The sequence below is a fragment of the Paenibacillus durus genome (assembly GCF_000756615.1).
GTDB lineage: Bacteria > Bacillota > Bacilli > Paenibacillales > Paenibacillaceae > Paenibacillus_AQ > Paenibacillus_AQ durus.
Genome location: NZ_CP009288.1, coordinates 3,766,588 through 3,791,100 on the forward strand (window position 1 = coordinate 3,766,588; position 24,513 = coordinate 3,791,100).

Genomic DNA, 24,513 nt, shown 5'->3' on the forward strand with positions numbered 1-24,513 from the left:
ACCCTCAAACTTCTCTATTATATAACCTTATATACTGCGCCTGGTAAGGATGTTACCGCTTTTTTTATGATTAAAGATAACAGAACGGAATGCAAATGTCCAAAATCCAGACCGCTTTTTTCCAACAATTCATCCAGAGAACATGGTCCCTGATGCAGTATATGGTATAGGCGGGACTCGTCACTTGTCAAATTCTTTTCACTGCATACCATCCCAATCCTGTCGCTCCCGGTCTCCCGATCCGGTGTAAAATCTGCAGGCTCAGGCAGCAGAGAGACGTATTCCGCTATGATGTCGGCTGCACCCGTCACTAGAGCCGCTCCCTGTTTGATCAGTTCGAGCGCCCCCCTGCTTTTTGGGGAAGTAATCGGTCCGGGAACAGCATATACATCCCTTCCCGCTTCAAGGGCGGCATCTGCCGTGATCAGAGAGCCGCTGCGGCTGTCAGCTTCTACGACGACGGTTCCGAGAGTGAGCCCGGCTATAATCCGGTTACGCTGAGGAAAAAGGCCGGGGTGGCTTTTGGTGCCGATCGGATATTCAGTGACCACCAGGCCTTCACGTGAAATCCGTTCCAGCAGTTCGCGATTCTCCGGAGGGTATATTTTGTCCATCCCGGTAGCCATCACAGCCACGGTTCCCCCTTGCTGCCCTAGCGCCGCTTCATGACAGATACTGTCGATTCCGCGGGCCAACCCGCTGACAACGGCAAGGCCGCTTGCGGCCAACTCCTCGGCGAGAACGGCTCCAACCTTGCGGCCGTAAGACGTTGGAACGCGCGTGCCAACAAGCGCAATACCGGGTCTATGCAGCAGCTCAGCCCGTCCCCGGTAGTATAATACCCAGGGAGGCTGGGATGTTTCTTTCAGCAGCTGAGGATATTGATCATCGAATATGGTAACCATCGATACATCGGCTGATTCTATGAGAGAACGGCGCTGTTGCACCCAATCCGGGGTCAGAGTTTTCGACAGCTTTGCCGACATTCCAGGCGTGATGCCGATTCTCTCCCAATCCTCCACCGTACAGTCAAACGCCTGTTCCGACAAAAATCCCGCTTTGCGAATTTTGCCGATGCTCCTCCAGCCAATGCCTTCCACTTCATGCAAACCGAATAATATATCCCGATTGTTCATAAACAGACTCTCCCTCGTATAGGAGGTGCACACCCTCCAAATTTTGTGTTGCTCGCAGCGCAAACGCAAAAAAGCAACCTTCTATCCCCGTAAAGAGAATAAAAGGTTGCTTACCTTTGTTATTATTATACACAATTGGACGGTTACCGGAAGTACTGTTTTGTCAGGGGACAGTCGCCCGGGAATGTTGCGTAGCTTCACAAAGGGCTTAATGCGTCGTGCAAGCGTTTAGAATTCCTCTTTCTTCCAGTACACTTACAAGCGTTGAGCCCATTTCAGCGGGTGTTGGAGCAACTCTGATACCGCACGCTTCAAGAACCGCGATTTTCTCGCTGGCCGTACCTTTACCGCCCGAAATAATCGCGCCAGCATGACCCATCCGCTTGCCTGCAGGGGCTGTCTTTCCCCCGATGAAGCCAACTACCGGCTTGGTCATATGGTCACGAATCCATACGGCAGCTTCCTCCTCAGCCGTCCCTCCAATTTCGCCGATCATAATGACCGCCTTCGTGCTGGGATCATCATTAAACCTTTTCAGAATATCGATAAATTCCGATCCCTTGACAGGATCGCCTCCGATGCCTACCGCTGACGACTGGCCGATGCCGCGGGTTGTTAACTGATGAACCGCTTCATAGGTCAGTGTTCCGCTGCGGGACACGACGCCGACATATCCCGGCATGTGGATATAGCCCGGCATAATGCCGATTTTACATTCCCCAGGCGTAATAATACCCGGACAGTTCGGACCGATCAGCACCGTGGAGCGGCCCTCGAGGTAACGCTTCACCTTGACCATATCAAGCACCGGAATTCCCTCTGTAATACAGATTACAAGATCGAGTTCGGCATCTACCGCCTCCATAATCGAATCAGCCGCATAAGCCGGAGGCACATAAATAACGCTGGCGGTCGCACCCGTCGCCTTCTTGGCCTCGATCACCGTATTGAAGATAGGCAGACTTACTGTTTTGCCGTTATTCAGCGTGATGTCAAATGAGGTGCCTCCTTTACCCGGCGTAACGCCGCCCACCATCTTCGTCCCGTACTCCAGCGCACCTTTAGTATGGAACAAGCCCGTCGAACCCGTAACCCCCTGCGTGATGACTTTCGTATTTTTATCGACAAGAATGCTCATCCCTATTCACATCCTATTCCTTATTGTAAAGTACAGGAAATCGCGGCAAATTTGTCATTACTGCACAAGTGAGACAATTTTACGGGCTCCGTCAGCCATGGAATCCGCCGAAACGATATTCAGTCCCGAACCAGACAAAATCTGCTTGCCCAGCTCTACGTTGGTACCTTCAAGACGGACTACGAGCGGTTTGGTTAGCCCCAGCTGTCTGGCCGCTTCTACCACTCCGCTGGCAATCACGTCACAGCGCATAATACCGCCAAATATATTTATGAAAATCCCTCTTACCTTGGAGTCGGACAAAATAATCTTGAACGCCTCGGTCACTTTCTCCACTGTTGCGCCGCCGCCCACATCAAGGAAGTTGGCCGGTTCGCCTCCGTAATATTTGATGATATCCATCGTTGCCATCGCCAATCCTGCGCCGTTGACCATACAGCCGATATTGCCATCCAGCGCAATATAGCTCAGATCGTATTTGGAGGCTTCGATTTCCTTCTCGTCTTCCTCGTCCATGTCGCGCAAATCCTGAATATCCTTATGGCGAAACAGCGCATTCGAGTCAAAATTCAGCTTGGCGTCAAGCGCCAGAACCTTGCCGTCCTTCGTAATGACCAGCGGATTTATTTCGGCAATCGAGCAGTCTTTATCCACAAAAGCGGAATAGAGCGCTTGCATAAACTTGACCGCCTGGCTAATGAGATCATTCGGGATGAAAATATTGTAGGCCAACCTGCGTGCCTGAAACACCTGCAGTCCCACCGCCGGATCAATGGTTTCCTTAAAAATCTTCTCCGGGCGCAGGGCCGCCACCTCTTCGATTTCTGTTCCGCCCTCTTCGGAACCCATCAGCACGATACGCCCCGTTCCCCGGTCGACCACAAGCCCAATATAATACTCCTTGAGGATATGGCAGCCCTCTTCGATGAGCAGCCGTTTTACTACTTTGCCTTCGGGACCTGTCTGGTGCGTAACCAGTGTCTTACCGAGAATTTCTCCGGCATATGAGCGGACTTCATCCAAATTCTTTGCGACCTTGACGCCCCCGGCCTTTCCTCTGCCGCCCGCATGGATCTGCGCTTTCACAACGGCGACGGGACTGTTCAGTTCCTGGGCTGCAGCTACCGCTTCCTCTACGGTAAAAGCCACTTTCCCATTCGGTACGGTGACGCCGTAACTTTTTAGCACTTCTTTTCCCTGATACTCGTGGATATTCATTCCGGAAGCCTCCTAAAGTGTAGCGGAGCCCGCAGGCAGCCTGCAGACTTTCCGCTTTCCGTATGGATTACCGCTAGATCGGGTTCGGTCCGGTTCAGCATCCTGAATTCCCTTAAGCAGACAAAAGGTCCAATTCCGGAAAACCGGCAGCCTTCTTCCTGCAAGTTGGCAATGAGGTTGCAATGCCAAATTTGGAAACCCAGAATATTGTATCATGTTTTTAAAACGCTTACCTCATAAATCTTTCATGCTTTATACATACATTTTCGCATGGTTTCATACCGAAATGCGAACGATATCATTGACAAACTTCTTGGACATCCATTTCAATTACGGCAATTCGCTTGATGTACCCTGTTCAATAAACTGCGGAACTGCAGAAGGAGATCTCCGAATTCCTCTTTGGACATCTTCATTCCTTCCGCCATTACGCCCGGGATATCTTTAGCTTGATCCTGAAGCGCCCAGCCTTCATCCGTTGGAGAAATCAGCACTTTGCGCTCATCGTCCTGCGAACGCTCGCGAATAATTAGTCCGGCGGCCTGCAGACGCTTCAGCAGCGGAGTCAGCGTCCCGGAATCAAGGTACAAGGCGTTGCCAATCTCCTTGACGGTACATTGCTCTTTCTCCCACAGAACAAGCATGACAAGATATTGTGAATACGTAACGCCGAGCTCATCAAGAAATGGCTGATACAGCTTCGTTATCTCTCGCGAACAAGCATAGATTGTGAAACAAAGCTGGTTATCGAGCAGCAGTTCTGGAATAATCGTTGATTTTTGTGTCATAGCTTATATTCACCTGCTTTCTTTACTCAATTTTATCATATTTTGCTGTTTGAATGTTATTTGCAAAAAATCATTTGGCTTTAATTTTATTAGCCTTAAATTATATTGTATAAAATATTAATCTATCATTTTACAGCAGGTTGACTGCTCAGGAGAAGTTCCGATTGGCAATGACTATTGATTTGTACCTGGATTGATTTATATAATGGATGCATATCAATATTTTCGGAAAATGGGGAAGCACCTCTTTACTGAAGCCTTGCGCACATGATGTGCCGACTTTTGGAGAGAGGTGTTTTGTTATGTATGGAAAAATGCACAGTGCGTGCCTGTACGGAATTGAGGGCGTAATGATCGGCGTTGAGGTGGACCTCGCAAACGGCTTGCCGCAGACCCATATTATCGGGCTTCCAGACTCTTCCATACGCGAGGCGGCTCTTCGCGTCCGCTCCGCCGTGAGGAATTGCGGCTTCCGCTATCCGCAGCAGCGGGTTACCATTAATCTGGCCCCGGCCGATCTGCGCAAGGAAGGCTCGGCTTTTGATCTTGCGATCGCTGTCGGCATTCTGACGACAAGCGGTCAGCTTGTGATGCCTATTGCAAGAAAGACGTTAATAATCGGCGAGCTCGCGCTTGACGGCAGCCTCCGCCCGGTAACCGGTGTGCTGCCGATGATCGAAGCCGCCCGAAAGGCCGGTTTCGGAGCCGTGCTGCTGCCGGGCGGCAACGCGGCGGAAGCAGCCCTAATCGGCGGCATGCTGGTCTATGCTCTTGATCATTTGCGGGATCTGCGTGGACCGGAGCCGTCGCTTTCTCACAACATAAGCAAGCCAGAAGAACAGAATGACACCTGTATAGCCTCTGATACGGCAGGTTCAGCCGATTTCCATGCGGCGGATGGGCTGGAAGACGAAATGAACAGCCTGCCATTTCCGGTAACGGCGAGCAGCAGGCCAAGCCCATCTCAGCCCGTGATGGCGCTGTCATTGGAGCATCTTCGTTATATTTCCCCCATCAGCTTCCCAACTGCCTCAGAACCAGCGGAAGAGATGCAGGAGGACTACAGCGATGTGCTGGGCCAGCATCATGTCAAACGGGCGCTGACCATTGCCGCCGCCGGCATGCATAACCTCCTTCTTATTGGCCCGCCAGGCACGGGTAAGACGATGATGATTAAGCGCCTGCCCGGGATTCTGCCTGCCCTGACCGACAGCGAAGCGCTGGAGGTCACCCAAATATTCAGCGCTGCAGGCAAGCTGAAGGACGCTCACCGGGGACTGATTCGGGAAAGGGCCTTCCGCTCGCCCCATCATACCATCTCCGGGGCGGGATTGATCGGCGGCGGCAGCGTTCCAAAGCCGGGGGAGGTCAGTCTGGCGCATCGGGGCATTCTGTTCCTCGACGAGATGCCTGAATTCTCGCGCAGCGTGCTGGAAGTGCTGCGCCAGCCGCTGGAAGACCATGTCGTAACGATCAGCAGGGCAAGGGCCGCTTTTACTTTTCCAGCTAGATTTATGCTCGCTGCTTCTATGAATCCGTGCCACTGCGGTTTCCTCGGAAGCGGGCATCCCCAGCAGCGATGCACATGCAGCGCGGCGCGCATCGCTCAGTACCGCGGGAGGATCTCGGGGCCGCTGCTGGACCGCATCGACCTTCAAGTTGATGTACCAAGGCCCAGAGAATGGGATGTCAAAGGAAGTGCCGGCCTGTCGACGGCGGAAATGCGCTCCAGCGTAGAAGCGGCTCAAGCCATTCAGGCTGAGCGCTACCGGCGCCTGCCCATCTCCTGGAACAGCGAGCTATACGGCACATCCCTGCGCCGCTACGCCGATCCCGGTCCAGAGGGCGCCCGCATGCTGCACTCGCTGCTGGAGAACCTGGGACTGAGTATGCGGTCTTATGACCGCATACTGAAGCTGTCCCGCACCATCGCCGACCTGGACGGGGCGGACGGGATTTCATCCGCTCACATCGCGGAAGCGCTGCAGTACCGCAACCTGGACAAGCAGCCCGTTGAAGAGGAGTAGAATTCAAATATCCTCCACCTAATATTATAGAAGAAAAAATTTGACGAAATGTGCGACTCGCCGCAGAAAAGTGTGTTTGGGCTTCGAGTCATCACTGTATTCGGATGGTTTGCTGCAGTTGTACCAGCCGCTAAACGCAAGATAGGCTAAGTCAATCAGCTTTCGGCCGGAGGGTTCCCGCTTGCTTCCTGCTGCGAGGTTAAGGCTTCCATAATGGCTTCAAATGACACCGGCTTATAGTTCCAGTGCTCTACGCAAACATTGAAATGATTAATCCCTTCGTACTTTTGCCCATGGATATGACCGTGTATATTTACGTAAGGCATGTGCCGATTCATGTACATAGGCTCATGGGTAAGCAGAAAAAAATCTTTATAAATAATGCCGTTCCCGCTCACTTCCTGAAATCCGGCATCCAGCCACCAACTGCGGGAACGGTCGCGGTCATGATTGCCCAGAATCAGCGTCTTATAGCCGTTCAGCCTGGATAATATTTGGCTTGTCTCCTCTTTCCCCAAAGAAGAAAAATCGCCCAGATGAAATACCTGGTCCGTTTGCCCAACCGTTTGGTTCCAGCTTGCAATCATCGATTCATTCATCTGCTCCACAGTCTCGAATGGCCGGGATTCATAATCAATAATGGCTTTATGCCCAAAATGATGATCCGATGTGAAATAGACTTTTGTCATCTATCTCTCTCCTCCTCTGTTTACGATTTCATATGTATATAGACAGTCTTATATAAAACAGTTGCGTTTAATCGTAGATGTGTATGGCACAAGGTAGGCGCGCAGTTTTTTCGTATATAAATATATGCTTGCCTGGTGCTTTCTCCATGCATGGCAAACAGGCCCCGCACGCGACTCTTGCCAGTTCCGCCCGAAGCCCGGATTGCGATCCCTGCTTACCTTTGTTCCTGCTGTGTAAGCTAGAAGCTTCCGCTTTTCACCACTTCACAAATTGCGTTTATGGAGCCGCGGATTGTCTGATGATTGCATCAGCTCGGCAAGAATCGGCGTACCCTCATTCTCAATCAGCCATTGCCGCATCGCTTTAATCGCCTCAACCTGACCGGCTCCGTTATCCCGCCAGGTTAATAGTTCAATAACATTAATAATCAGCGTCATCAAGCTTGCATTACTGCTCTGTGACTTATCCGCGCGTATTTTTTGGAACAGCGCTTCATTTTCCCAATCAATTAATATTTCTTCCGCAATCGCCGGCCTCATGACAGTAAAAGTCTGACGGCAAGAGCCACAACTGATGGTCGTAACCGGCTCTGTATTAAATACAACTCCAATTTCCTGCCCGCAATGTTGGCAAACAAATTTCACTTGTACATCATATTGTTGGTTCACTCGGACAGCCTCCTCTTGATGTAATAAACGGTTACACTAATGTATACCCATTTTCATTCTGGACTGACCCATGGCGAGCCATTTTGAAACTCTCATCCCAGTCAACGAGCCTTAATTGCTTGAAAGTTAATAATTCCCATCTGACAGGCATTTGCACTTTTGCGCATAAATCACCTTAGATTAGAATGCCTCGCAAATATGATTGAGCGAAGAGACACTTAAATCCCGGTTTAACATTACCGTAATGACATCAAAAGACACGAGACGTTCGCCTTGACGATTGGCATGCATGTAAACTCCCGCAGTCCGCCGCACTTGGTCTATTTTGCGGGCATCTACCGATTCCTCCGGCGTTCCCTGCGCCAAGCTGCCGCTTCGGCTGCGCACTTCGACAAAAACGAGGCGGCCGCCCTGCTCGGCGATAATGTCGATCTCACCCGTCCGGCAGCGCCAGTTGCGCTCCACAATGGCATAGCCTTTGGCTGAGAGGTAAAGCACGGCTGCTTCTTCGGCCGCTCTGCCTTTTTGCTTACGGTTATAACAAGCTTCCTCACTCTTGGCGTAATTTCCAGCCTTCCCGCTCAGCTCATTCAATTCGTTCATCCCATTCCCCGGTTCCGGCGGCGGCATCACTTCGGTATACGTAGCTTAATATTTCAGCTACCAGATGATATAATCCGGGCGGTATTTGCTGGTCGAGATCAAGCTTGGAAAGCACTTCGACTAATGCGGCATCCTCCTGAATGGCAACGCCGTTTTCTTTTGCCTTCTGCAAGATCGCTTCGGCAATGTTTCCCTGCCCCTTGGCGACAACGACCGGAGCTTCGGTCTTCCCCGGCACATATTTGAGCGCCACCGCTTTTTTCATGCTGTATAAGAGTTCGTCGGAAGAATCTTTCATATCCGGTAATCCACTCCTTTATAAGAATCGGGAACGTAATCGTCCGGGATGCCCGGTCCCTTGCCCGGCTTTTCGGTATTTTGAGCAGGGAACGGCTCCGCCTTAAAGGAGGAAAGCTGATAGCCAATCGTCTCTATCGCGGACTTGATCTCATCCTTCGATGTTTCAAACAGTTCTTGCGCCCATGACTCGTTATTGTGCAGCTTCAGGCTGACAATGCGGTCAACGACCTGCACATCGACGAGCGTCTGACCCAGAGCCTTCATATCCAGATCAAACCACAGCCGGCAGTTTGACGCATCCAGCTCCCCCTTGGGCCCCCGCCGGGACTGTATATGGACGGAAGCGGTCTCCTCCCCGTCCGGCCCCTTAAGCGGCAGGAACAGTGTAACCTGCGCAAACGGCGCTGTCCGGTCCGTGTTCAGCAGCAGCTGTTGGCCGGTCAGATGCTGCACCAGCTGCCCCGCGGCTTCTTTCAGCGCCGCGGGAACGTCGCTGCTGCCCATTGCCTGCAGCAGCACGCCCTTGACCGTGTCGCCGGTCCGCTCCCCGGCGACCGCTCCCGGCGCGCCCTGCGGATGCGCCGGGCCCAGCTCCGCAGCGGCGGTCAGCCCCCCGCCGCCGCGGAGCGCCTGCTGCTCGTGCTCTGCACCGAGCAGCTTGAGCACCCGCGCCACCCATGCGCCGCCCTGGGTGGCTTCCGGCTGCGGCTGCGCCGCAGCCGGACCCGGCCCGCGCGCCGCATCCGCGCGGGAGGGCTCTCCCGCCGCGTCCGACGGCGGGAGAGCGGCGAGCTGCGGCAGCGTGTCCCGCAGCTCGCCGAGCACGCCCTGCAGCTTCGCGAGCAGGGCGCCAGCCCGCGGCTGCGCCTCTGAAGCCGCCGCCTGCACTCCCCCGGCCCATGTCTCATTAGCCGCCAGCCCATCAGCCCGCACGCCTCCGGCACCCAACCCATCAGGTGCCGATCCGCCAGCCTTCACTTCGCCTGCGGCCGCACCGCTATTCTGCACTCCGCCTCTGGCCTGAGTCTCATTCGTTGCCTTCCCGCTCGCCTGCGCTTCTCCGGTCTGCGCCTGCGTTTCAGCTGCCGATAAACCCCGGCCTGACTGCACACTTTCAGTCCCGGCTTCACCAGCGGCCTGTCCGCCTTCCGGCATGCTCGCGCCATGAACTGATGATTCGCTGCCCCCTGTTAGGCCTTTGCTGGCGGTTCCACTGGGGGCTTGCGTTTCGCTTCCATCCGCTTCCAACCCACGCCCCGGCTGTACCTTTCCGTTCATTCCTTCAACCGTATCCGGATCTCCTTGTGTCGCAGCCGACGACAGAGCTGCCCCGCTTCTGTCCGCCGTCTTCCCGTCGGCTTCCGTCTTCGCCGCTTCGCTCCCCACTGCGGCATTACCATTGCCAGCTGTGACCGAATCCGTTCCGGCGACCGATGCCTTTACGCCCGACGGCTCCGAATTTCCTGCCTGTGCTTCACTGTTTTGGGCATTTGCCGCTCCTGCAGTTCCTGCTGCCTGATTGGCAGCATTTCCGGTGAGACCCCCAGCAGCTTCAGGCGAAGTGCCAGTATCAGCGCCCGGCTGGGCCGCCAATCCTTCTCCGCCCCCCTTCTGCTGCTCCATCCACAGATTCAACTGATCTTCCAGCGCGGACAGCAGCTGGTGAAGCTGCGGCCCGAACACCGCCTGCTGAAGTCCTCTGACGCTTCCAGGAGTTACCGGGAGACCTCTTTTTTCCGCAATGACAGCCGCTTCCAGCCACTCCTGCACAGGCACGTTCGCCGGTTTGGCATCTATTACCAGATTCAGCTTGGCGGCCGTTTCCTTGGTCAAAGGCAACCCTCCGGCCTGCATGGCCTGTATGATTTCACGCCCTGCCTTGGAATCGCTCAGACCAAGCGCGCTCAGCGCCTCCCCCATCGTCTGAGGGGAAGCGCTGCTGCCCGCCGGAGCCGGCTTCAATACCGGCATCCCCCGATCCCCCGGTGGCCCCACCTGCAGATTTAGTGATTGCCCTGGCTGCAGCGGCGTCTCCAGCTCTGCACGCACGGGCGTACCGTGAATTTGTACCAGCGCTTCTTTTCCCGATTCCGATACATTGAGAACAACGCCGCGGACGATCTGTCCTTCTTTCAATTCAAGTGCTTTCGCTGCTCCTGGCTTGCTGTCTCCCAGCAGTCCGCGAATCAAAGACCCAATGTTCACGCCGCTTCCCCCTGTCTTCTTAACTTCTTGCTTTTATATCGGCATCTGCCGCCATTTTTGCAAGTGAAGCGGTGTTCTCCATTTTTATCTGGAAAAAAAACAGCCCGGCTTAACAGCTTCACCGGACTGCACTACATCTCTATTTTTAATTTTGAAGAATCTGTTAAAATAATGTAGGCTGCTCCACCAGGATTCTTCCCAAAAAGCTGCGCCGATGCATCGGCGTCGGCCCCAGCGTTACAATCCGCTCGCGGTGAAGCTTTGTCGCATACCCCTTATGTATGGCAATCCCGTAATCCGGATACAAGTCCTCCCATAATCCTTCGCACAGTCTGTCGCGAGTTACTTTGGCTATGATCGACGCCGCTGCGATCGATTGACTGTTGGCATCCCCCTTAATAATTGCCCGCTGCGGCAGAGGGAGATCGATCTTTTCCGCGTCAATCAGCATATAATCCGGCCGGATACCGAGCCCTTCCACCGCTTTCTTCATGGCCAGCCTTGAAGCCTGCTTGATATTGATTTCATCGATCATAGAAGAATCCACATGACCCACACCGACAGCCAGCGCCTGCTCCATAATTAACTCGTACAGAGCCTCCCTTTTTTTAGCTGTCAGCTTTTTGGAGTCATCCACTCCCTCGATCATCAGACCCTCCGGCAAAATGACCGCTGCCGCAACCACGTCGCCGAACAGACAGCCTCTGCCCACCTCGTCCACTCCGGCAATGCGGCAGTAAGACTGCCCCCAGCCCTCTTTTTCATAGAACAGCATATCGATATCCATTCGTTCACCCACCTGCCAAACTATAATTTCCGCTGCTTATCGCCTGCTTCTTATTCAAGCTTACCACAGGCCGGCAGGCAAGGTCACTCCACTATTTACGAGGATTCTTTTTCCATAGCCTCTCAGTTAACACTGCCAATGATTATACTTCTAGTTATTGAAACGCAATTTTATGTAAAAAGTTTCTCCGCTTATGTTAACCTCATCCCATGCAAAAAAAGAGCCGCCGAAAACGACGGACTCTTTGTTTATAGCGCGCTGCTATTCAATTGTTGGTTGCGTATAGACTAGACTGCATTGCACCCGGAAGTCTTGCCGCGTTCGAATCTGCCATGATTAAGTACGAAATCCGCGCTGTTAGCCTTTCGTGTTCGGTGCTTCCAGCGTGAACCGGCCCAGCTTGCCGGCACGCAGCTCATGCAGCAGAGTACGGGAGGCCTTCTCGAGATCGACTCTTCCTCCGCTGACCAGGCAGCCGCGCTTACGGCCCACCGCTTCCATAACTGCTACAATTTCGTCCGGGTTCTCCAAATCCTCCGGAAGCTTATCAATCCCGTACCTCTCCCGGAATCTGTCACCGTAGTCCCGAAGCAAATATTTGACCGCATAGAACGCGATGTCTTCCACATTGAGAATCTCCTCACGAATCGCTCCGGTAATCGCCAACCGGTAACCGACCTGCTGATCCTCGAACTTCGGCCACAATATCCCCGGGGTATCGAGAAGCTCAAGGTTCCCTCCGGTCTTGATCCACTGCTGTCCTTTCGTGACGCCCGGACGGTCGCCCGTTGCCGCGATGTTGCGGCCGGCCATCCGGTTGATCAGCGTCGATTTGCCCACATTGGGAATGCCGACGATGAGCGCCCGCATCGCCCGCGGATTCATCCCTTTGGCGATCTGCTTGTCGATCTTTTCTTTGAGCAGAAGCTTGACCTGATCCGGAATTTCCTTAACTCCGTTGCCGGTCGAGGCGTCTACGAGATGCACGGCATGCCCCTCTCCCTTGAAAAAAGCAAGCCACTGCCGGTTCATCTCTGGATCAGCCAAGTCGCTTTTGTTCAAAATAATAAGCCGCGGCTTATCCCGCAAAATATCGTCAATCATCGGATTGCGGCTGGACAGCGGAAGACGGGCATCGAGCAGTTCTATAGCAACGTCAATGAGCTTCAATCTATCCTCGATTTGCCGTCTGGCTTTCGTCATATGACCCGGAAACCATTGTATGGTCACTGCCCATCGCCTCCTTTGAGTAAGTATGTTAATGCTTAATCCATTCCATATCCGACACCGGCCAGAAAATCACATCGGCCCGGCCGACGATATCGCCCAGCGGAATATAGCCAATCATCCGGCTGTCCTTGCTGTCGGAACGGTTGTCCCCCATAGCGAATACATAGCCTTCAGGCACGACTCCGTCCTTAAAGTCCTCGTTGGGGAAGTTCTTGTTGTTGTAAAGCTGGTTGTTCTTATGCGCCTGGTCGATCGCTCCTTGAATGTAGGTTTCGTCTACCTTTTTGCCGTTTACGGTCACTACGTCGCCTTCAACCTTTACGGTATCCCCGGCTACAGCGATGACCCGCTTAATGAAATCCCTGCCTTCGGAAGGCACATGAAATACAATAACTTCGCCCCGTTGTGGGGACCGGAAGTCATACAGAATTTCATTGACGATTACCCGCTCGCCGGTATGGAAGTTCGGCTGCATGGATGGTCCGTCCACAATAAACGGTTTGAACAACAGCCAACGAATCAGAATAACCAGTATTAAAGCGATCGCGATCGCTTTTACCCATTCCAACAGTTCATTCTTTTGCTTGGGCGGAACGTGCGAAGCCTGATTATCGCCCTCGCCTTGTCCCTGCTGCAAATCCTGCTGCATAGTTCACCGTCCTCTCCTTAACCTTGACAGTCCAAGGATTTTTTATGAACCAATACAAATCAAAAAAACTTCACCCCAAAAAACCTCTGCCTTAATTTCCTCAGAAGGCTTTTTCGAAAGAAGCCCGTCCCCAGCTTTATCTATCTGTAAAGTATGTCAAAATCTTAATAAACGAAAAGGGCTTGAAATCAAGCCCCTTTCCTTTGCCGCTTGGATTAGCGACGAATCTCTTTAATTCTTGCAGCTTTACCACGCAGTTCACGCAGGTAGTACAGCTTGGCGCGACGAACTTTACCATAGCGAATTACTTCGATTTTGTCAATCTTAGGCGAGTTGATCGGGAATGTTCTTTCCACACCAACGCCGTAAGAAATTTTACGAACCGTAAAAGTCGCGCTGATTCCGCCGCCGCGGCGTTTGATTACAACGCCTTCGAACAGCTGGATACGTTCGCGGGTTCCCTCGATAACCTTAACGTGCACTTTCAAAGTGTCGCCAGGGCGAAAGCTCGGGATATCCTTGCGGAGCTGTTCTTGTGTAATTTCTTGTAAAATATTCATTAAGGACTTCCTCCTTCCGTACAGGTGTTCATGCCTCCTCCGGAGAAATCTTCGTTCTCCTTCATCATCCGCAGCGGACCACCGTATTCCACACAACAGAATTAATGATATCATACCAGGCGAATGAATACAACCTATTTATGAGATTATAGAGGGAGCATATCCCGCTTTTTGGCCTTTGCTTGGCAGTCCTTGCATAAGCCGACAACCGAGCCGTCATCCTGTGCATAAAAAATAAGCTTGCCGTTTTTCTTTTTGCAGCTTGAGCAGGGCTGTTCATCCGTACTTTTCCGCGCTTTTCGGTGCGCATCCAGTGGAATCACATTGTTCTTTGGAGCATTTCCTTTTTTCGTCTTCCTTGTGTTCAGAACCCGGGTTACAGTATAAATGACAGCTACCGCCAACAAAATCATGAGGAATACAATGTATCGCATCAGCAAGTATCCTTTCTTTTGGGGGCTTTATTTATTATTATACGGGAAGTCTTTTTTCTGAAACAACTTTTTAGGCCGTTACCGGATTCTTGCAGGATGTTTGCTGGCGAAACAGCCACTTATCTCTATCCTCCCCAACTTTAGTCTAGTTTAGCACCAGTCTCCAGCCCCTGTTTCAATAAATTTCCATAAGATATAATGCGCTTAGTACATACTTTCAGGCGAATAATTAGGGGATTGGCAAGATCGGATTGCTGCGGTTCAAAATGTTTTGTTTGTTTATTAAAGGGGGACATCGAATTGAGAAAAAGTATGAAGAAAGTGACAATGGCTGCCCTATTTGCGGCGCTGCTTCTAGCAGGCTGTACACCGCTTCCCGGGAAGTCGGCGGACAGCGCGAGCAACGATATGGAGACCTCGATGCGGGACATCGGGCAGGCAGCGGAGTCATTCGGTGAGACTATTCAGCAAAACGTCGGGGAGGCAGTGGGTAGCGCCGCGCAAACGATTGAAGACACTGCGGATCACGTATCGGACCAGCTCAAGTCTGGAAGAATCACCAAACAACTCTCCACCCAGAGTCCGGTCGGTTCGGCTTCGACGCTTGTCCTTGATAATTCGGTAGGCGATATTGAATTAAAGCCGGGCAGTGGAACCGATTTAAATGTAACCGCAACGATTATTTCTTACAATGCTCTTGGCAGAAAAGATACCAGCCAGCGCATTTTAAACAGCGCCGAAGTATCCATTCGGGAGAGCGGCGGCGAACTGAAAGTGAACACTCATCCGAAAGATAAGCCAGACACCGATTTATGGTCATGGGCAAGCAGAACGTACGGCACCTCCGACTTCAGTATCTCATACATTATTGAAATTCCCGCAAGCATTAGCCAGTTTGACATTAAGGGCGATGTCGGAAAAATCAAACTTCACGGATTAACGGGCACCTACCATATCTCCAGCGATGTCGGAAGTGTGAGTATTGAAGATGCACATATTACAGGGAAATCCAGCATAAACACCGACACCGGCAGCATTTCACTTGCTATTGCCGCAATGGACAGCAGTTCCTCCCTCACTGCCAGCACTGATGTAGGCAGCATAAAAGCAGCTTTGGAGCAATCGCTGAGCTGCACGCTTGAGGCAGACACCGATCTCGGCCGCGTTTCCGGAGTACCCTCCGGCAAGAGCGATATTAATGGAGGCGGACCGCTCCTCTCCCTCTCCTCTTCCGTGGGTGCGATCAGTGTAACGAAATAATGCTTTGTTATAAAAACAAAAAACCGCAACCACCAATCTAAAAATTGGTCATGTTGCGGTTTTTAAGTTCAAGAAAATCGGAGTAGCGGGATTCGAACCCACGGCCTCACCCACCCCAAGGGTGCGCGCTACCAGACTGCGCCATACCCCGATATTTGCAAGCTGCTACTGCGCATACACAATCCATATAAGTGGAATGTCAGCGACGAATATTATTATACGGCTTATTCCCCCATTGTTGCAAGTATAAATCTAACGCAGAATTTACAATAAATTTCAGCTTAAGCTATCAACTGAAGTTAGATGAACGCAATAATTTAAGCCACTTTTCTTGATTGAATAGTTCTCGTGAATTTAGCGGTAAAGCTAGCTATTGATTTTTTTAGCAAAAATGCCATTAGTAAAGTAATTAAAATGCAAATTAGATTATATATAAAATTGTCTATACTTAGATTTCCGCTTATTTTAGCAGTAATATTTAAAACCCTTTCATGGATCAAATATATTTCAAGACTGTGTGTACCGCAGAAAGTTAAGAAGATAAATTTTTTAATACCAAGCTTTGAAAGGGTTTGTAAAAAGGCTGCCGCAAACATACACAAAGGTAATGTAATTAAAATAAATGGATACCAAAATAAGCCATAGTGCCATGAAAATTCATATGGTAAATTCTTTATACTTACAGCTAAAAAGATTAAACCCAAAATTGCCATCACTATATTTACTACTAAATGTAACAAGTTAGCTTTTTTACGGGTCTCAATCCAATAACCTACAAGAAACCCTATGAAAAATATTGGAATTCTTATAGTAAAAATATTTAGATAAGATAGAGGTGTTGGTGTAATAACAACAGTTATTAGTAATCCAATAAGAATAGCCGCAGCAACTGAAATATACTTGTTTTTCGACTTGAAATAGTGCATAAATACGGGTGTAAGTAAATATAGAACCAAAATTGCTGGGACATACCAATCAAATTTATTTTTAGAGTCCACCCAAAAACTTAGTGTGGTCAAATTCAAAACTACATCTGTAAGCGACATTTCACCAACATACCAATAAAGGAGACAAATAATAAATACAAATATCATATAAGTTGGAATAATACGCAGTAGTCGTCTCTTATAAAATGTTATAACGTTATTGTCTTTCTGCCACGAGAAATATAACCCCAAACCAGATAACATCAAAAAAATATCTACTCCTCCATATCCGATTGTTTTAAATGTATTAATGATTGGAAAAGAGGAGGTATTAATCGTAGAGTGAAAAAATACAATCCATAATATGGATATCCCCATCAGTTGAGTACGGTATGTACTAATTAACTTATAATTAAAATATTTCATAAAATACCTCCTTCAGAACTGATATATTAATAATAATACAAAATACCCTTTATTTATATAAACATTTCACAGATTTATGATATCCCCAATATTTGTACGCCGCTATCCCCCCTACCCGTAAAAATGCTAAAAAAACATTTAGAATTATATAGATATTTCAGTACTCCTATGCTATACTGTCCGTACAAGGAAAGGAGGTGCGTTCACATTAATAATGACATGTTGAACGTATCCCTTACCCGGACCATTGGCTAATGAATCGGCTTTTGGTGGCGCGGGATACGGATCATGAAAGTTAAGCGCCTCGGGTAGAGAGACCGTCTTCGGACGGTCTTTTTTCATTTGCACAGCATTTTGCAAAAAGCTCATGTAATTCCGATCATTTATCTTTCTTGGCTGATCACGCAGAGGACCACCCAACCTTTGAACCAGAGTTCACGGATTGGGTGGTCCTCTTGGAAATTATCTCTCTGCATGGATGGCGATAGACTCCTAGCAGGGTTGATGGATAGGTTTCGCACCCGTCCCCCAGGGGACGAGAAACTTCAAGATTTTCGGTTCGTGTAGAAGTCAATAATATCGCTGACCGTGCGGAGCGGCTCCGCCTCTTTGCGGATCGGGTTCGTATCCGGCTTGAAATCTTCTTGTGACTTCGTTGTCATTTCAAAGTTCATCCTTTCGCTGGTTAAGCCTTTTCTATATTTTACGGCGTCTTACTTTATTACCCAAAAATGCAGGTAATGACACCTTAATAATATATGGCCCTACTGAACTTTTTATGACGGCTAATTGCATTTCATATTAACGAAAAGGCGTCTTTTTAACGGATAAGTTAAAAAGACGCCTTCTCTTCTTCGCTGCGGCTGCAGGCACGAGCCTCATTTAATTCTGCTTTCAATCGTTCCAGCAGCTTATGGTCTTTTGCTGTAAGCTCCGCCTGCTCAAGCAGCTCGGGTCTGCGTTCCAGCGTTCGCTTCAGCGACTGCTCTCTCCTCCACGCTTCGATATTGGCGTGATGGCCGCTCAGCAGCATATCCGGCACCTTCCAGCCCCGAAACTCAGGCGGACGCGTGTAATGCGGGTACTCCAGCAGCCCCGTGCTGAACGAATCAGTCACCGCGGAGGACTCATTCCCAAGCGCTCCGGGCTGTAGACGGACTACCGCGTCGATAACTGTGAGCGCGGGCAGTTCTCCGCCTGTCAGCACATAGTCACCGATGGACAATTCATCCGTAACCAGATGCTCGCGGATACGCTCGTCATAGCCCTCGTAATGTCCGCAAATAAAAATAAGATGCTCCTCCTTGGCCAACTCCTCAGCGATTCGCTGATCGAAAGTCCGGCCTTGCGGACACATGAGTATAATACGCGGGTTGACGTTCTCCGCTTGATCCAAGCCCGCTGTTCTATCTTCAGACCCTTCGCCAGCTGGGATCAAGTGCGTCGGATCTGCGCTTTCCGTTTCGCTCTCTGTCACTGACCGGCCCTCCAGATTGTCCAGAATATGCTCCACTGCGGCAAAGATCGGCTCAGGCTTGAGCACCATCCCGCCGCCGCCGCCATAAGGAGTGTCATCGACACTGCCGTGCTTGTTGTTCGCATAATCGCGGAAGTTCACCGCATTCAGCCGGACGATGCCTTTTTCCCGCGCCTTGCCCAGAATACTTGTCCCGAATACGCCTTCACACATTTCCGGAAAAAGCGTCAGCACATCGATCCGGATCATGACAGCAGTCCTTCCATCAGCTGAATCTTCACACGCTTGTTCGGAACATCAACATCAAGTACTACGTCGTCAATAACGGGTATCAGTATATCCTGGCCTTTGGGACGTCTGACAACCCAAACATCGTTAGCGCCGGGGGTCAGAATCTCAGAAATCACGCCAAGCGGCGCAGCCTCTGCTTCAGCTGTGTAGACCTCGCAGCCGATAATATCGTGAAAATAGTACTCGTTCTCCGGCAGTTCCACGCGGTCGCCCTCTGTAACTTTGATCAGACTGCCTTTATATTTTTCCACCTGGTTGATGTCGTTATAGCCCTTCAGCTTTACGATATACATTCCCTTATGCTCGCGTGCCGCCTCCACGGTGACCTCAAACTGTCCTTTTCCATCTTCCGGAAAAATCAGGAGCTTACTCCCCGGAGCAAACCTCACCTCGGGAAAATCGGTCCGGGATAATATTTTGATCTCGCCGCGAATCCCGTGGGTATTGACCAGCTTGCCTACCGTTAACAGCGATTCCGTCATGCCATCCACTCCCTTAACGCTTCAACTTTATATGAATAACGTTCCCCAGTGTAAAAAGCCTATGCTCCGCAGGGACGTATCTTATCTCTCTTAATTAGACAAAAGGAGCCGGAATCCAGCGATCCCCAGCCCCTCTTTTAATGGTCACCAATCAGGATAAAATATCCACGGTGACACGCTTATCGCTCTTGACTGCTGCCGATGTGACGACTGTCCGGAGCGCTTTGGCGATCCGCCCCTGCTTGCCGATGACCTTGCCCACATCACTCGGATGAACGGAAAGTTCATATACAATCAGATGATCCTTCTCCACGGTCCGCACCGTCACATCTTCCGGATGATCCACTAAAGCCTTAGCAATAACTGCAACTAATTCTTCCATAGAGGACCCTCGCAATCAGTCATTATTTCTGCAGCTTAGACTCATGGAACTTCTTCAACACACCCGCTTTGCTCAGCAAGTTGCGAACCGTGTCGGATGCTTGCGCACCGGTTTGAAGCCACTTGAGCGCTTTTTCCTCATCGATGTTCACTACTGCCGGTTGTGCAACCGGGTTATAGTAACCGATTTCCTCGATAAAACGACCGTCACGAGGAGACCGGGAATCGGAAACCACTACACGATAGAAAGGCGCTTTATGAGCACCCATACGTTTCAGACGAATACGTACTGCCACGAAATTCACCTCCTTATAAGGGTATCCCCTCCCAAACCCTCCCCACTGGGGAGGGCCCCAAGGGCTGCCGCCCTCTGGACACCCGCTAATGGCAATTGGCGTTGGCGGGTGGACTTGCGGGACCTTGGATGGTTGGGGTAATGATCGCTTTCCGTCCCTTACGGGACACGCTTAACTGCGAATCTATCTAGTTACGGGTTGAACCCCTAAAAACTACAACTTCAAAAGATATAAGACTAAGGGCGGATTAACCTATGTTGTACAATGGTTAATCGCAGTAAAAAGATAAACACTGATTAACCTATGTTGTACAATGGTTAATCGCAGTAAAAGATAAAACCTTAAAGATTAGCGGAAGGGGAACTTCATGCCTTTGCCGCCGAGCGCTTTAAGCTGCTTCATGGCGTTCTTCTTGGAGGCTTTGCCTCCGCCCATTCCGCCCATCATGCCAGAGAATTGCTTCATCATCCGGCGCATCTCATCGAACTGCTTGATGAGCCGGTTCACCTCGGCAAGCGAGGTGCCGCTGCCGGCGGCGATCCGCTTGCGGCGGTTGTGGTTGATGATCTCGGGCTGGCTCTTCTCCTGCTTCGTCATCGAATGCACAATCGCTTCGACGCGGCCCATCTGCTTGTCGTCGACCTTCAAATCCTTCATGCCTTTGGCTTTGTTCATGCCCGGGAGCATGTCGAGGATTTGGTCGATCGGGCCGAGCTTCTTGACCTGATCCATTTGCTCCAGGAAATCATCGAACGTAAACTCCGCATTGCGCATCTTACGTTCCATTTCCTTTGCCTTGTCGGCGTCGATGTTGGCCTGCGCCTTCTCGATCAGCGACAGCATGTCGCCCATACCGAGAATCCGCGAAGCCATCCGCTCCGGATGGAAAGGCTCCAGCGCGTCGATCTTCTCGCCGAGAGCGGCGAACTTGATCGGGCAGCCGGTTACGGCCTTAACGGAGAGGGCGGCACCGCCGCGGGTATCACCGTCAAGCTTCGTTAACACGACGCCGGTCAGCTCAAGCTGCTTGTTGAAGCTGTCGGCCACGTTCACGGCGTCCTGACCGGTCATGGCGTCGACCACGAGCAGCACTTCATCCGGATTCACGGCCGCATGAATCTGCTTCAGTTCTTCCATGAGGTCTTCATCAATATGCAGACGGCCGGCGGTATCGATAATGACATAATCGAGGTTATTGTCCTTGGCATGCTGCAGACCTTGCTTCGCGATCTCAACCGGGCTTGTCTTGTCGCCCAGTGTGAACACCGGCGCCTTGATCTGCTCTCCGAGCACCTGAAGCTGCTTGATCGCAGCGGGACGGTAAATGTCGCCGGCCACGAGCAGCGGACGGTGATTTCCCTTTTGCAGCAGCTTAGCCAGCTTGCCGGAAGTCGTCGTCTTACCGGCGCCCTGGAGGCCCGCCATCATAATGACGGTCGGCGGCTTATTCGCCTTGGCCAGCTTCGCCTGGCTTCCGCCCATCAGCTCCGTCAATTCCTTGTTCACGATGTCGATGATCACCATGCCCGGCGTGAAGCTCGACATCACTTCTGTACCGATGGCCTTCTCCTTCACCTTCGCCACAAAGTCCTTGACGACCTTAAAGTTAACGTCCGCTTCGAGCAGCGCAAGGCGCACCTCGCGCATTGCCTCGTTTACATCATCCTCGGACACCTTGCCTTTGCCGCGCAGCTTGCTGAACACGCTCTGCAGTCTTCCGGTTAATCCTTCAAATGCCATAGGCTGCTTCTCCCTTCAGCTACTCCAGCTTCTCCAAAGAATCCACAATATCCGCAAACCGCCGTTTGAACGGCTCAAGCAGCGCTCCATCCTGCGGCAGTCTGCGCAATTCTTCAAAATACCGGGTACGGCTCTCATGCTTCGCCAATAACCCCAGCTTATTCTCATAGTTCTCCAGCACCTGCTCGGCGCGCTTGATATGCTCATAGACGGCCTGGCGGCTGATCTCGAATTCCGCGGCAATCTCTCCAAGCGAGAAATCGTCATGGAAATAATATTTCAGAAACGTCTGCTGCTTGTCGGTAAGCAGAGACTCGTAAAATGCGAACAATAAGTTAATTCGGTTCGTTTTCTCTAGCCGGTTACCCTGACTCATCAAGGGCACTCCCTTCGTCAAGGAAAAACACTTTACACCATTTCAACGCTCCTTATAATACCGAAAACAAAGAAAGATGTCAAGCATTTTTGCTTGTCATCTTTTTCTCTGTTCTAGCTCTTATCAATATTCCAAAACACTGAGCGTCAGCGAATCGGCAGCAGATACAGCAAGACCGCGAAGAAATGCGTCACGCTGCCCAACAGCACGAACACATGCCAGACGGCATGGTGAAAAGGAAAAGCGCGCCAGACATAGAAAATGGTGCCGAGCGTGTACAGAATGCCTCCCGCCATCAGCAGCGCCATTCCGCCCTCCGCCACGGTAGCCGTAAGCGGCGCCCAGGCAATTACGATCAGCCAGCCCATGGCGATATAAAAAATCGTCGACATGAACAAAAACTTTTTCGTAAAGAAGGCTTTGAACAGAACTCCGAAGAAGGCGATGCCCCAAATGACCCCGAACAAGCTCCAGCCCAGCGTACCTCGGATAGCAACCAGCAAGAAAGGCGTATAGGTCCCCGCGATAAACAGATAAATGGAGGAATGGTCGAAGAACTCGAACAGATCCTTTAGCTTGCCTTCCTTCAGGCTATGTACGATCGTCGAGTTCAAATACAGCAGCAGCATTGTGGTTCCATAGATGGAGAAGCTAACGACATGCCAGGCCGTTCCCCACATACTGGAAAAAACAATGAGCAGGATAAGCGCGGCCACGCTGAGGATGGCTCCAATGCCGTGCGTTATCGCGTTCGCGACTTCTTCTTTTCGGCTGTAAGTGTAAGTGTTTGCCATATCCTGTCTCCTTTCATTTGTTATTTTCTTCTATTATATGCTCTAAGCTTAAGGCAATCCACTGACGCCCGCGCTATTTAACCTGATCCAAACGATAGATTTCACGGTACTTCGCTTCCAGGTAATCCGCCAGATAGTCGGGGTTCAGCGGTTCGCCCGTTACCCGTTCAATAATTTGCGACGGCGTCTGGCTCATGCCGTAACGGTAAATTTTGTCCGTAAGCCATTCCTTGATCGGCAGTAGATTCCCCGAAGACACCAGGGAGTCGAATTCCGGCAGCTCTTTACGCAGCGTATGCAGAATTTGCGCCGCATACATATTGCCCAGCGAATAAGAGGCGAAATAGCCGAAATCCCCGCCCGACCAATGCACGTCCTGCAGTACGCCAAGGCTGTCGCTCGGCGGCGTGATACCAAGATATTCACGGTACTTCGTATTCCATACCTCCGGCAGCTCCTTGACGGTGAGCCCTTCATTAAAAATAAGCTTCTCAATCTCATAGCGGATAATAATATGCAGATTATAGGTCAGCTCGTCCGCCTCAATGCGGATTAGCGAATTCTCCACCCGGTTAATCGCCCGGTAGAACTCCTCCGCCTTCACATCCTTGAAGGTCTCCGGGAAATGCTGCTGCAAATCTCCGTAATACCGTTCCCAGAACGCATGGCTGCGGCCGATCATATTTTCCCATAGTCTGGATTGGGATTCGTGAATGCCCATAGAAGCGCCCTGCGCAAGCGGTGTGCCGACAAGAGCCTTGTCGATGTTCTGTTCATACAGCGCATGTCCGCCTTCGTGCAGAGAGCTGAAAATGGAGCTGGTCACGTTATCTGCCAGGTAATTCGTCGTAATGCGAACATCTCCGGGATTCAGTCCCGTAGCGAAAGGATGCACACTCTCGTCTAACCGGCCGGCTGCAAAATCATAACCCATCTGCTGCAAAATAAAGAGTCCGAACTTCTCCTGCTCTTCTATGCCGAAAGTTCCCTTTAGAAGGTTCGCATCAGGCTTGTTTGGCGAAGCAGCGATTTGCTCGGCCAATGGCACAAGGCGGCTGCGCAGGCGGTTAAAGATCCCGTCGAGCTTCTCTACCGTCAGGTCAGGCTCGTACATGTCCAGCAGCGTGTCATAACGCGTGCCTTTCACGCCCCAATAATCGATGAATTCCTGTTTGAAGGCGACGATCCGGCTGAGCAAAGGCTCAAAGGAAGCAAAATCGTTGTTTTCCTTCGCCGTCTCCCACATCGTCTCCGACCGGGCGGCCAGAATGGCGTATTCCTCATATTTTTCCGGAGGAATGCTCTTGCTGCGCTCGTACTCCTTCCGGCAATCCTTGACGATCTTCTTCTGCACGTCAGTTAGCTGGCTCACCACCTCCGGTCTGCTGAAGTGTTCCGTGAACCGCCCCATCTCGGGCGAAGTTTCCAGCTTGAACAGTTCTCCGCTCAGCATACCGATCGTCTTCGACCGGACTTCCACTCCCTTGCGAGGCGCCCCCGTCCGCAGGTCCCAATGCAGCAGACCGATCGCCTCGCGGTATCCGCTGATTTTGGCTAATAAAATACTGAAGGCATTCCATTCCGCTTGTAGTTGTTGTTCCATTTCATGTCACCGGCTTTCCGTAATTTCG

The 24,513-nt window shown here is 51.1% G+C and carries 25 protein-coding genes and 1 tRNA gene; 2 read left to right on the plus strand and 24 right to left on the minus strand.

Annotation, left to right across the window (positions count from 1 at the left end; all coding sequences use genetic code 11):
* Window positions 1-17 precede the first annotated feature (17 nt).
* The 4 genes from dprA to PDUR_RS16020 form a co-directional block, all read right to left on the minus strand.
* Window positions 18-1,136, minus strand: coding sequence for a DNA-processing protein DprA (gene dprA / locus PDUR_RS16005; protein ID WP_042207153.1), 1,119 nt, complete (start codon window positions 1,134-1,136; stop codon window positions 18-20).
* Window positions 1,137-1,344: 208 nt separating this feature from the next.
* Window positions 1,345-2,274: a succinate--CoA ligase subunit alpha gene (gene sucD, locus PDUR_RS16010; protein ID WP_042207154.1), complete on the minus strand. Its 930-nt coding sequence runs from the start codon at window positions 2,272-2,274 to the stop codon at window positions 1,345-1,347.
* A gap of 57 nt (window positions 2,275-2,331) precedes the next feature.
* Window positions 2,332-3,492 carry an ADP-forming succinate--CoA ligase subunit beta gene (sucC, locus tag PDUR_RS16015; RefSeq protein WP_042207155.1) on the minus strand — a complete coding sequence of 387 codons (1,161 nt, stop codon included), beginning with the start codon at window positions 3,490-3,492 and terminating at the stop codon, window positions 2,332-2,334.
* 326 nt (window positions 3,493-3,818) lie between these two features.
* On the minus strand, window positions 3,819-4,280 hold the full coding sequence (locus PDUR_RS16020) for a MarR family winged helix-turn-helix transcriptional regulator (RefSeq protein ID WP_042207156.1): 462 nt from the start codon (window positions 4,278-4,280) through the stop codon (window positions 3,819-3,821).
* Between the two features lie 302 nt (window positions 4,281-4,582).
* Between PDUR_RS16020 and PDUR_RS16025 the strand changes: the two genes are divergently transcribed.
* Window positions 4,583-6,307 (plus strand): YifB family Mg chelatase-like AAA ATPase, encoded by a 1,725-nt coding sequence (locus PDUR_RS16025; protein WP_042207157.1) that lies wholly within the window; start codon window positions 4,583-4,585, stop codon window positions 6,305-6,307.
* Between the two features lie 155 nt (window positions 6,308-6,462).
* Here the strand turns inward: PDUR_RS16025 and PDUR_RS16030 are convergent, their stop codons facing one another.
* The 10 genes from PDUR_RS16030 to PDUR_RS16075 all read right to left on the minus strand — a co-directional run bounded on the left by PDUR_RS16030 (window position 6,463) and on the right by PDUR_RS16075 (window position 14,433).
* A complete protein-coding gene (locus tag PDUR_RS16030; RefSeq protein ID WP_042207159.1) occupies window positions 6,463-6,996 on the minus strand; it encodes a metallophosphoesterase in 534 nt (177 codons plus the stop codon).
* Window positions 6,997-7,260: 264 nt separating this feature from the next.
* On the minus strand, window positions 7,261-7,665 hold the full coding sequence (locus PDUR_RS16035) for a hypothetical protein (protein ID WP_042207160.1): 405 nt from the start codon (window positions 7,663-7,665) through the stop codon (window positions 7,261-7,263).
* A gap of 180 nt (window positions 7,666-7,845) precedes the next feature.
* Window positions 7,846-8,268, minus strand: a complete 423-nt coding sequence (locus PDUR_RS16040; protein WP_081949552.1) for a YraN family protein — start codon at window positions 8,266-8,268, stop codon at window positions 7,846-7,848.
* Window positions 8,252-8,566, minus strand: coding sequence for an EscU/YscU/HrcU family type III secretion system export apparatus switch protein (locus tag PDUR_RS16045; protein ID WP_042207161.1), 315 nt, complete (start codon window positions 8,564-8,566; stop codon window positions 8,252-8,254). Before PDUR_RS16045 ends, PDUR_RS16040 begins: the two co-directional genes overlap by 17 nt.
* The gene (locus PDUR_RS16050; RefSeq protein WP_042207162.1) at window positions 8,563-10,773 is read right to left on the minus strand and encodes a putative sodium/potassium/calcium exchanger; all 2,211 of its coding nucleotides are present in this window, start codon (window positions 10,771-10,773) and stop codon (window positions 8,563-8,565) included. The genes PDUR_RS16045 and PDUR_RS16050 overlap by 4 nt, the downstream gene beginning before the upstream one ends.
* A gap of 163 nt (window positions 10,774-10,936) precedes the next feature.
* Window positions 10,937-11,560 carry a ribonuclease HII gene (locus PDUR_RS16055; protein ID WP_042207163.1) on the minus strand — a complete coding sequence of 208 codons (624 nt, stop codon included), beginning with the start codon at window positions 11,558-11,560 and terminating at the stop codon, window positions 10,937-10,939.
* 357 nt (window positions 11,561-11,917) lie between these two features.
* On the minus strand, window positions 11,918-12,790 hold the full coding sequence (gene ylqF / locus PDUR_RS16060) for a ribosome biogenesis GTPase YlqF (RefSeq protein WP_042207164.1): 873 nt from the start codon (window positions 12,788-12,790) through the stop codon (window positions 11,918-11,920).
* A 28-nt stretch (window positions 12,791-12,818) separates the two neighbouring features.
* Window positions 12,819-13,439: a signal peptidase I gene (gene lepB, locus PDUR_RS16065; RefSeq protein WP_042207165.1), complete on the minus strand. Its 621-nt coding sequence runs from the start codon at window positions 13,437-13,439 to the stop codon at window positions 12,819-12,821.
* Window positions 13,440-13,654: 215 nt separating this feature from the next.
* Window positions 13,655-13,999 carry a 50S ribosomal protein L19 gene (rplS, locus tag PDUR_RS16070; protein ID WP_025335399.1) on the minus strand — a complete coding sequence of 115 codons (345 nt, stop codon included), beginning with the start codon at window positions 13,997-13,999 and terminating at the stop codon, window positions 13,655-13,657.
* A gap of 146 nt (window positions 14,000-14,145) precedes the next feature.
* Window positions 14,146-14,433 (minus strand): hypothetical protein, encoded by a 288-nt coding sequence (locus tag PDUR_RS16075; protein ID WP_042207166.1) that lies wholly within the window; start codon window positions 14,431-14,433, stop codon window positions 14,146-14,148.
* A gap of 300 nt (window positions 14,434-14,733) precedes the next feature.
* Here PDUR_RS16075 and PDUR_RS16080 point away from each other — a divergent pair, with 300 nt between their 5' ends.
* The gene (locus tag PDUR_RS16080) at window positions 14,734-15,693 is read left to right on the plus strand and encodes a DUF4097 family beta strand repeat-containing protein (protein WP_042207168.1); all 960 of its coding nucleotides are present in this window, start codon (window positions 14,734-14,736) and stop codon (window positions 15,691-15,693) included.
* A gap of 77 nt (window positions 15,694-15,770) precedes the next feature.
* On the opposite strand, the gene PDUR_RS16085 is transcribed toward PDUR_RS16080, so the two are convergent.
* The 10 genes from PDUR_RS16085 to PDUR_RS16130 all read right to left on the minus strand — a co-directional run bounded on the left by PDUR_RS16085 (window position 15,771) and on the right by PDUR_RS16130 (window position 24,485).
* Window positions 15,771-15,844 (minus strand) — tRNA-Pro (locus PDUR_RS16085).
* A 166-nt stretch (window positions 15,845-16,010) separates the two neighbouring features.
* Window positions 16,011-17,045 (minus strand): acyltransferase family protein, encoded by a 1,035-nt coding sequence (locus PDUR_RS16090; protein WP_042207169.1) that lies wholly within the window; start codon window positions 17,043-17,045, stop codon window positions 16,011-16,013.
* A gap of 832 nt (window positions 17,046-17,877) precedes the next feature.
* Window positions 17,878-18,768 (minus strand): tRNA (guanosine(37)-N1)-methyltransferase TrmD, encoded by an 891-nt coding sequence (gene trmD, locus PDUR_RS16095; RefSeq protein ID WP_042209430.1) that lies wholly within the window; start codon window positions 18,766-18,768, stop codon window positions 17,878-17,880.
* Entirely contained in the window at window positions 18,768-19,295 is a 528-nt protein-coding gene (rimM, locus tag PDUR_RS16100; RefSeq protein ID WP_042207170.1) for a ribosome maturation factor RimM, read from the minus strand. Before rimM ends, trmD begins: the two co-directional genes overlap by 1 nt.
* A gap of 151 nt (window positions 19,296-19,446) precedes the next feature.
* On the minus strand, window positions 19,447-19,677 hold the full coding sequence (locus tag PDUR_RS16105; RefSeq protein ID WP_042207171.1) for a KH domain-containing protein: 231 nt from the start codon (window positions 19,675-19,677) through the stop codon (window positions 19,447-19,449).
* 22 nt (window positions 19,678-19,699) lie between these two features.
* Window positions 19,700-19,972, minus strand: a complete 273-nt coding sequence (gene rpsP, locus PDUR_RS16110) for a 30S ribosomal protein S16 (RefSeq protein ID WP_025335406.1) — start codon at window positions 19,970-19,972, stop codon at window positions 19,700-19,702.
* 348 nt (window positions 19,973-20,320) lie between these two features.
* The gene (ffh, locus tag PDUR_RS16115; protein WP_025691350.1) at window positions 20,321-21,712 is read right to left on the minus strand and encodes a signal recognition particle protein; all 1,392 of its coding nucleotides are present in this window, start codon (window positions 21,710-21,712) and stop codon (window positions 20,321-20,323) included.
* A gap of 19 nt (window positions 21,713-21,731) precedes the next feature.
* Entirely contained in the window at window positions 21,732-22,088 is a 357-nt protein-coding gene (locus tag PDUR_RS16120) for a putative DNA-binding protein (RefSeq protein WP_042207172.1), read from the minus strand.
* A 146-nt stretch (window positions 22,089-22,234) separates the two neighbouring features.
* On the minus strand, window positions 22,235-22,882 hold the full coding sequence (gene trhA, locus PDUR_RS16125) for a PAQR family membrane homeostasis protein TrhA (RefSeq protein ID WP_042207173.1): 648 nt from the start codon (window positions 22,880-22,882) through the stop codon (window positions 22,235-22,237).
* Window positions 22,883-22,955: 73 nt separating this feature from the next.
* Window positions 22,956-24,485, minus strand: coding sequence for a carboxypeptidase M32 (locus PDUR_RS16130; protein WP_042207174.1), 1,530 nt, complete (start codon window positions 24,483-24,485; stop codon window positions 22,956-22,958).
* Between the last annotated feature and the right edge of the window lie 28 nt (window positions 24,486-24,513).

What these genes read in the sequence shown, in the direction of transcription:
- dprA (WP_042207153.1), bottom strand. Translation starts at nt 1,136, where the DNA reads ATGAACAATCGGGATATATTATTCGGTTTGCATGAAGTGGAAGGCATT.
- sucD (WP_042207154.1), bottom strand. Translation starts at nt 2,274, where the DNA reads ATGAGCATTCTTGTCGATAAAAATACGAAAGTCATCACGCAGGGGGTT.
- sucC (WP_042207155.1), bottom strand. Translation starts at nt 3,492, where the DNA reads ATGAATATCCACGAGTATCAGGGAAAAGAAGTGCTAAAAAGTTACGGC.
- PDUR_RS16020 (WP_042207156.1), bottom strand. Translation starts at nt 4,280, where the DNA reads ATGACACAAAAATCAACGATTATTCCAGAACTGCTGCTCGATAACCAG.
- PDUR_RS16025 (WP_042207157.1), top strand. Translation starts at nt 4,583, where the DNA reads ATGTATGGAAAAATGCACAGTGCGTGCCTGTACGGAATTGAGGGCGTA.
- PDUR_RS16030 (WP_042207159.1), bottom strand. Translation starts at nt 6,996, where the DNA reads ATGACAAAAGTCTATTTCACATCGGATCATCATTTTGGGCATAAAGCC.
- PDUR_RS16040 (WP_081949552.1), bottom strand. Translation starts at nt 8,268, where the DNA reads ATGAACGAATTGAATGAGCTGAGCGGGAAGGCTGGAAATTACGCCAAG.
- PDUR_RS16045 (WP_042207161.1), bottom strand. Translation starts at nt 8,566, where the DNA reads ATGAAAGATTCTTCCGACGAACTCTTATACAGCATGAAAAAAGCGGTG.
- PDUR_RS16055 (WP_042207163.1), bottom strand. Translation starts at nt 11,560, where the DNA reads ATGGATATCGATATGCTGTTCTATGAAAAAGAGGGCTGGGGGCAGTCT.
- lepB (WP_042207165.1), bottom strand. Translation starts at nt 13,439, where the DNA reads ATGCAGCAGGATTTGCAGCAGGGACAAGGCGAGGGCGATAATCAGGCT.
- rplS (WP_025335399.1), bottom strand. Translation starts at nt 13,999, where the DNA reads ATGAATATTTTACAAGAAATTACACAAGAACAGCTCCGCAAGGATATC.
- PDUR_RS16075 (WP_042207166.1), bottom strand. Translation starts at nt 14,433, where the DNA reads ATGCGATACATTGTATTCCTCATGATTTTGTTGGCGGTAGCTGTCATT.
- PDUR_RS16090 (WP_042207169.1), bottom strand. Translation starts at nt 17,045, where the DNA reads ATGAAATATTTTAATTATAAGTTAATTAGTACATACCGTACTCAACTG.
- rimM (WP_042207170.1), bottom strand. Translation starts at nt 19,295, where the DNA reads ATGACGGAATCGCTGTTAACGGTAGGCAAGCTGGTCAATACCCACGGG.
- PDUR_RS16105 (WP_042207171.1), bottom strand. Translation starts at nt 19,677, where the DNA reads ATGGAAGAATTAGTTGCAGTTATTGCTAAGGCTTTAGTGGATCATCCG.
- ffh (WP_025691350.1), bottom strand. Translation starts at nt 21,712, where the DNA reads ATGGCATTTGAAGGATTAACCGGAAGACTGCAGAGCGTGTTCAGCAAG.
- PDUR_RS16120 (WP_042207172.1), bottom strand. Translation starts at nt 22,088, where the DNA reads ATGAGTCAGGGTAACCGGCTAGAGAAAACGAACCGAATTAACTTATTG.
- trhA (WP_042207173.1), bottom strand. Translation starts at nt 22,882, where the DNA reads ATGGCAAACACTTACACTTACAGCCGAAAAGAAGAAGTCGCGAACGCG.
- PDUR_RS16130 (WP_042207174.1), bottom strand. Translation starts at nt 24,485, where the DNA reads ATGGAACAACAACTACAAGCGGAATGGAATGCCTTCAGTATTTTATTA.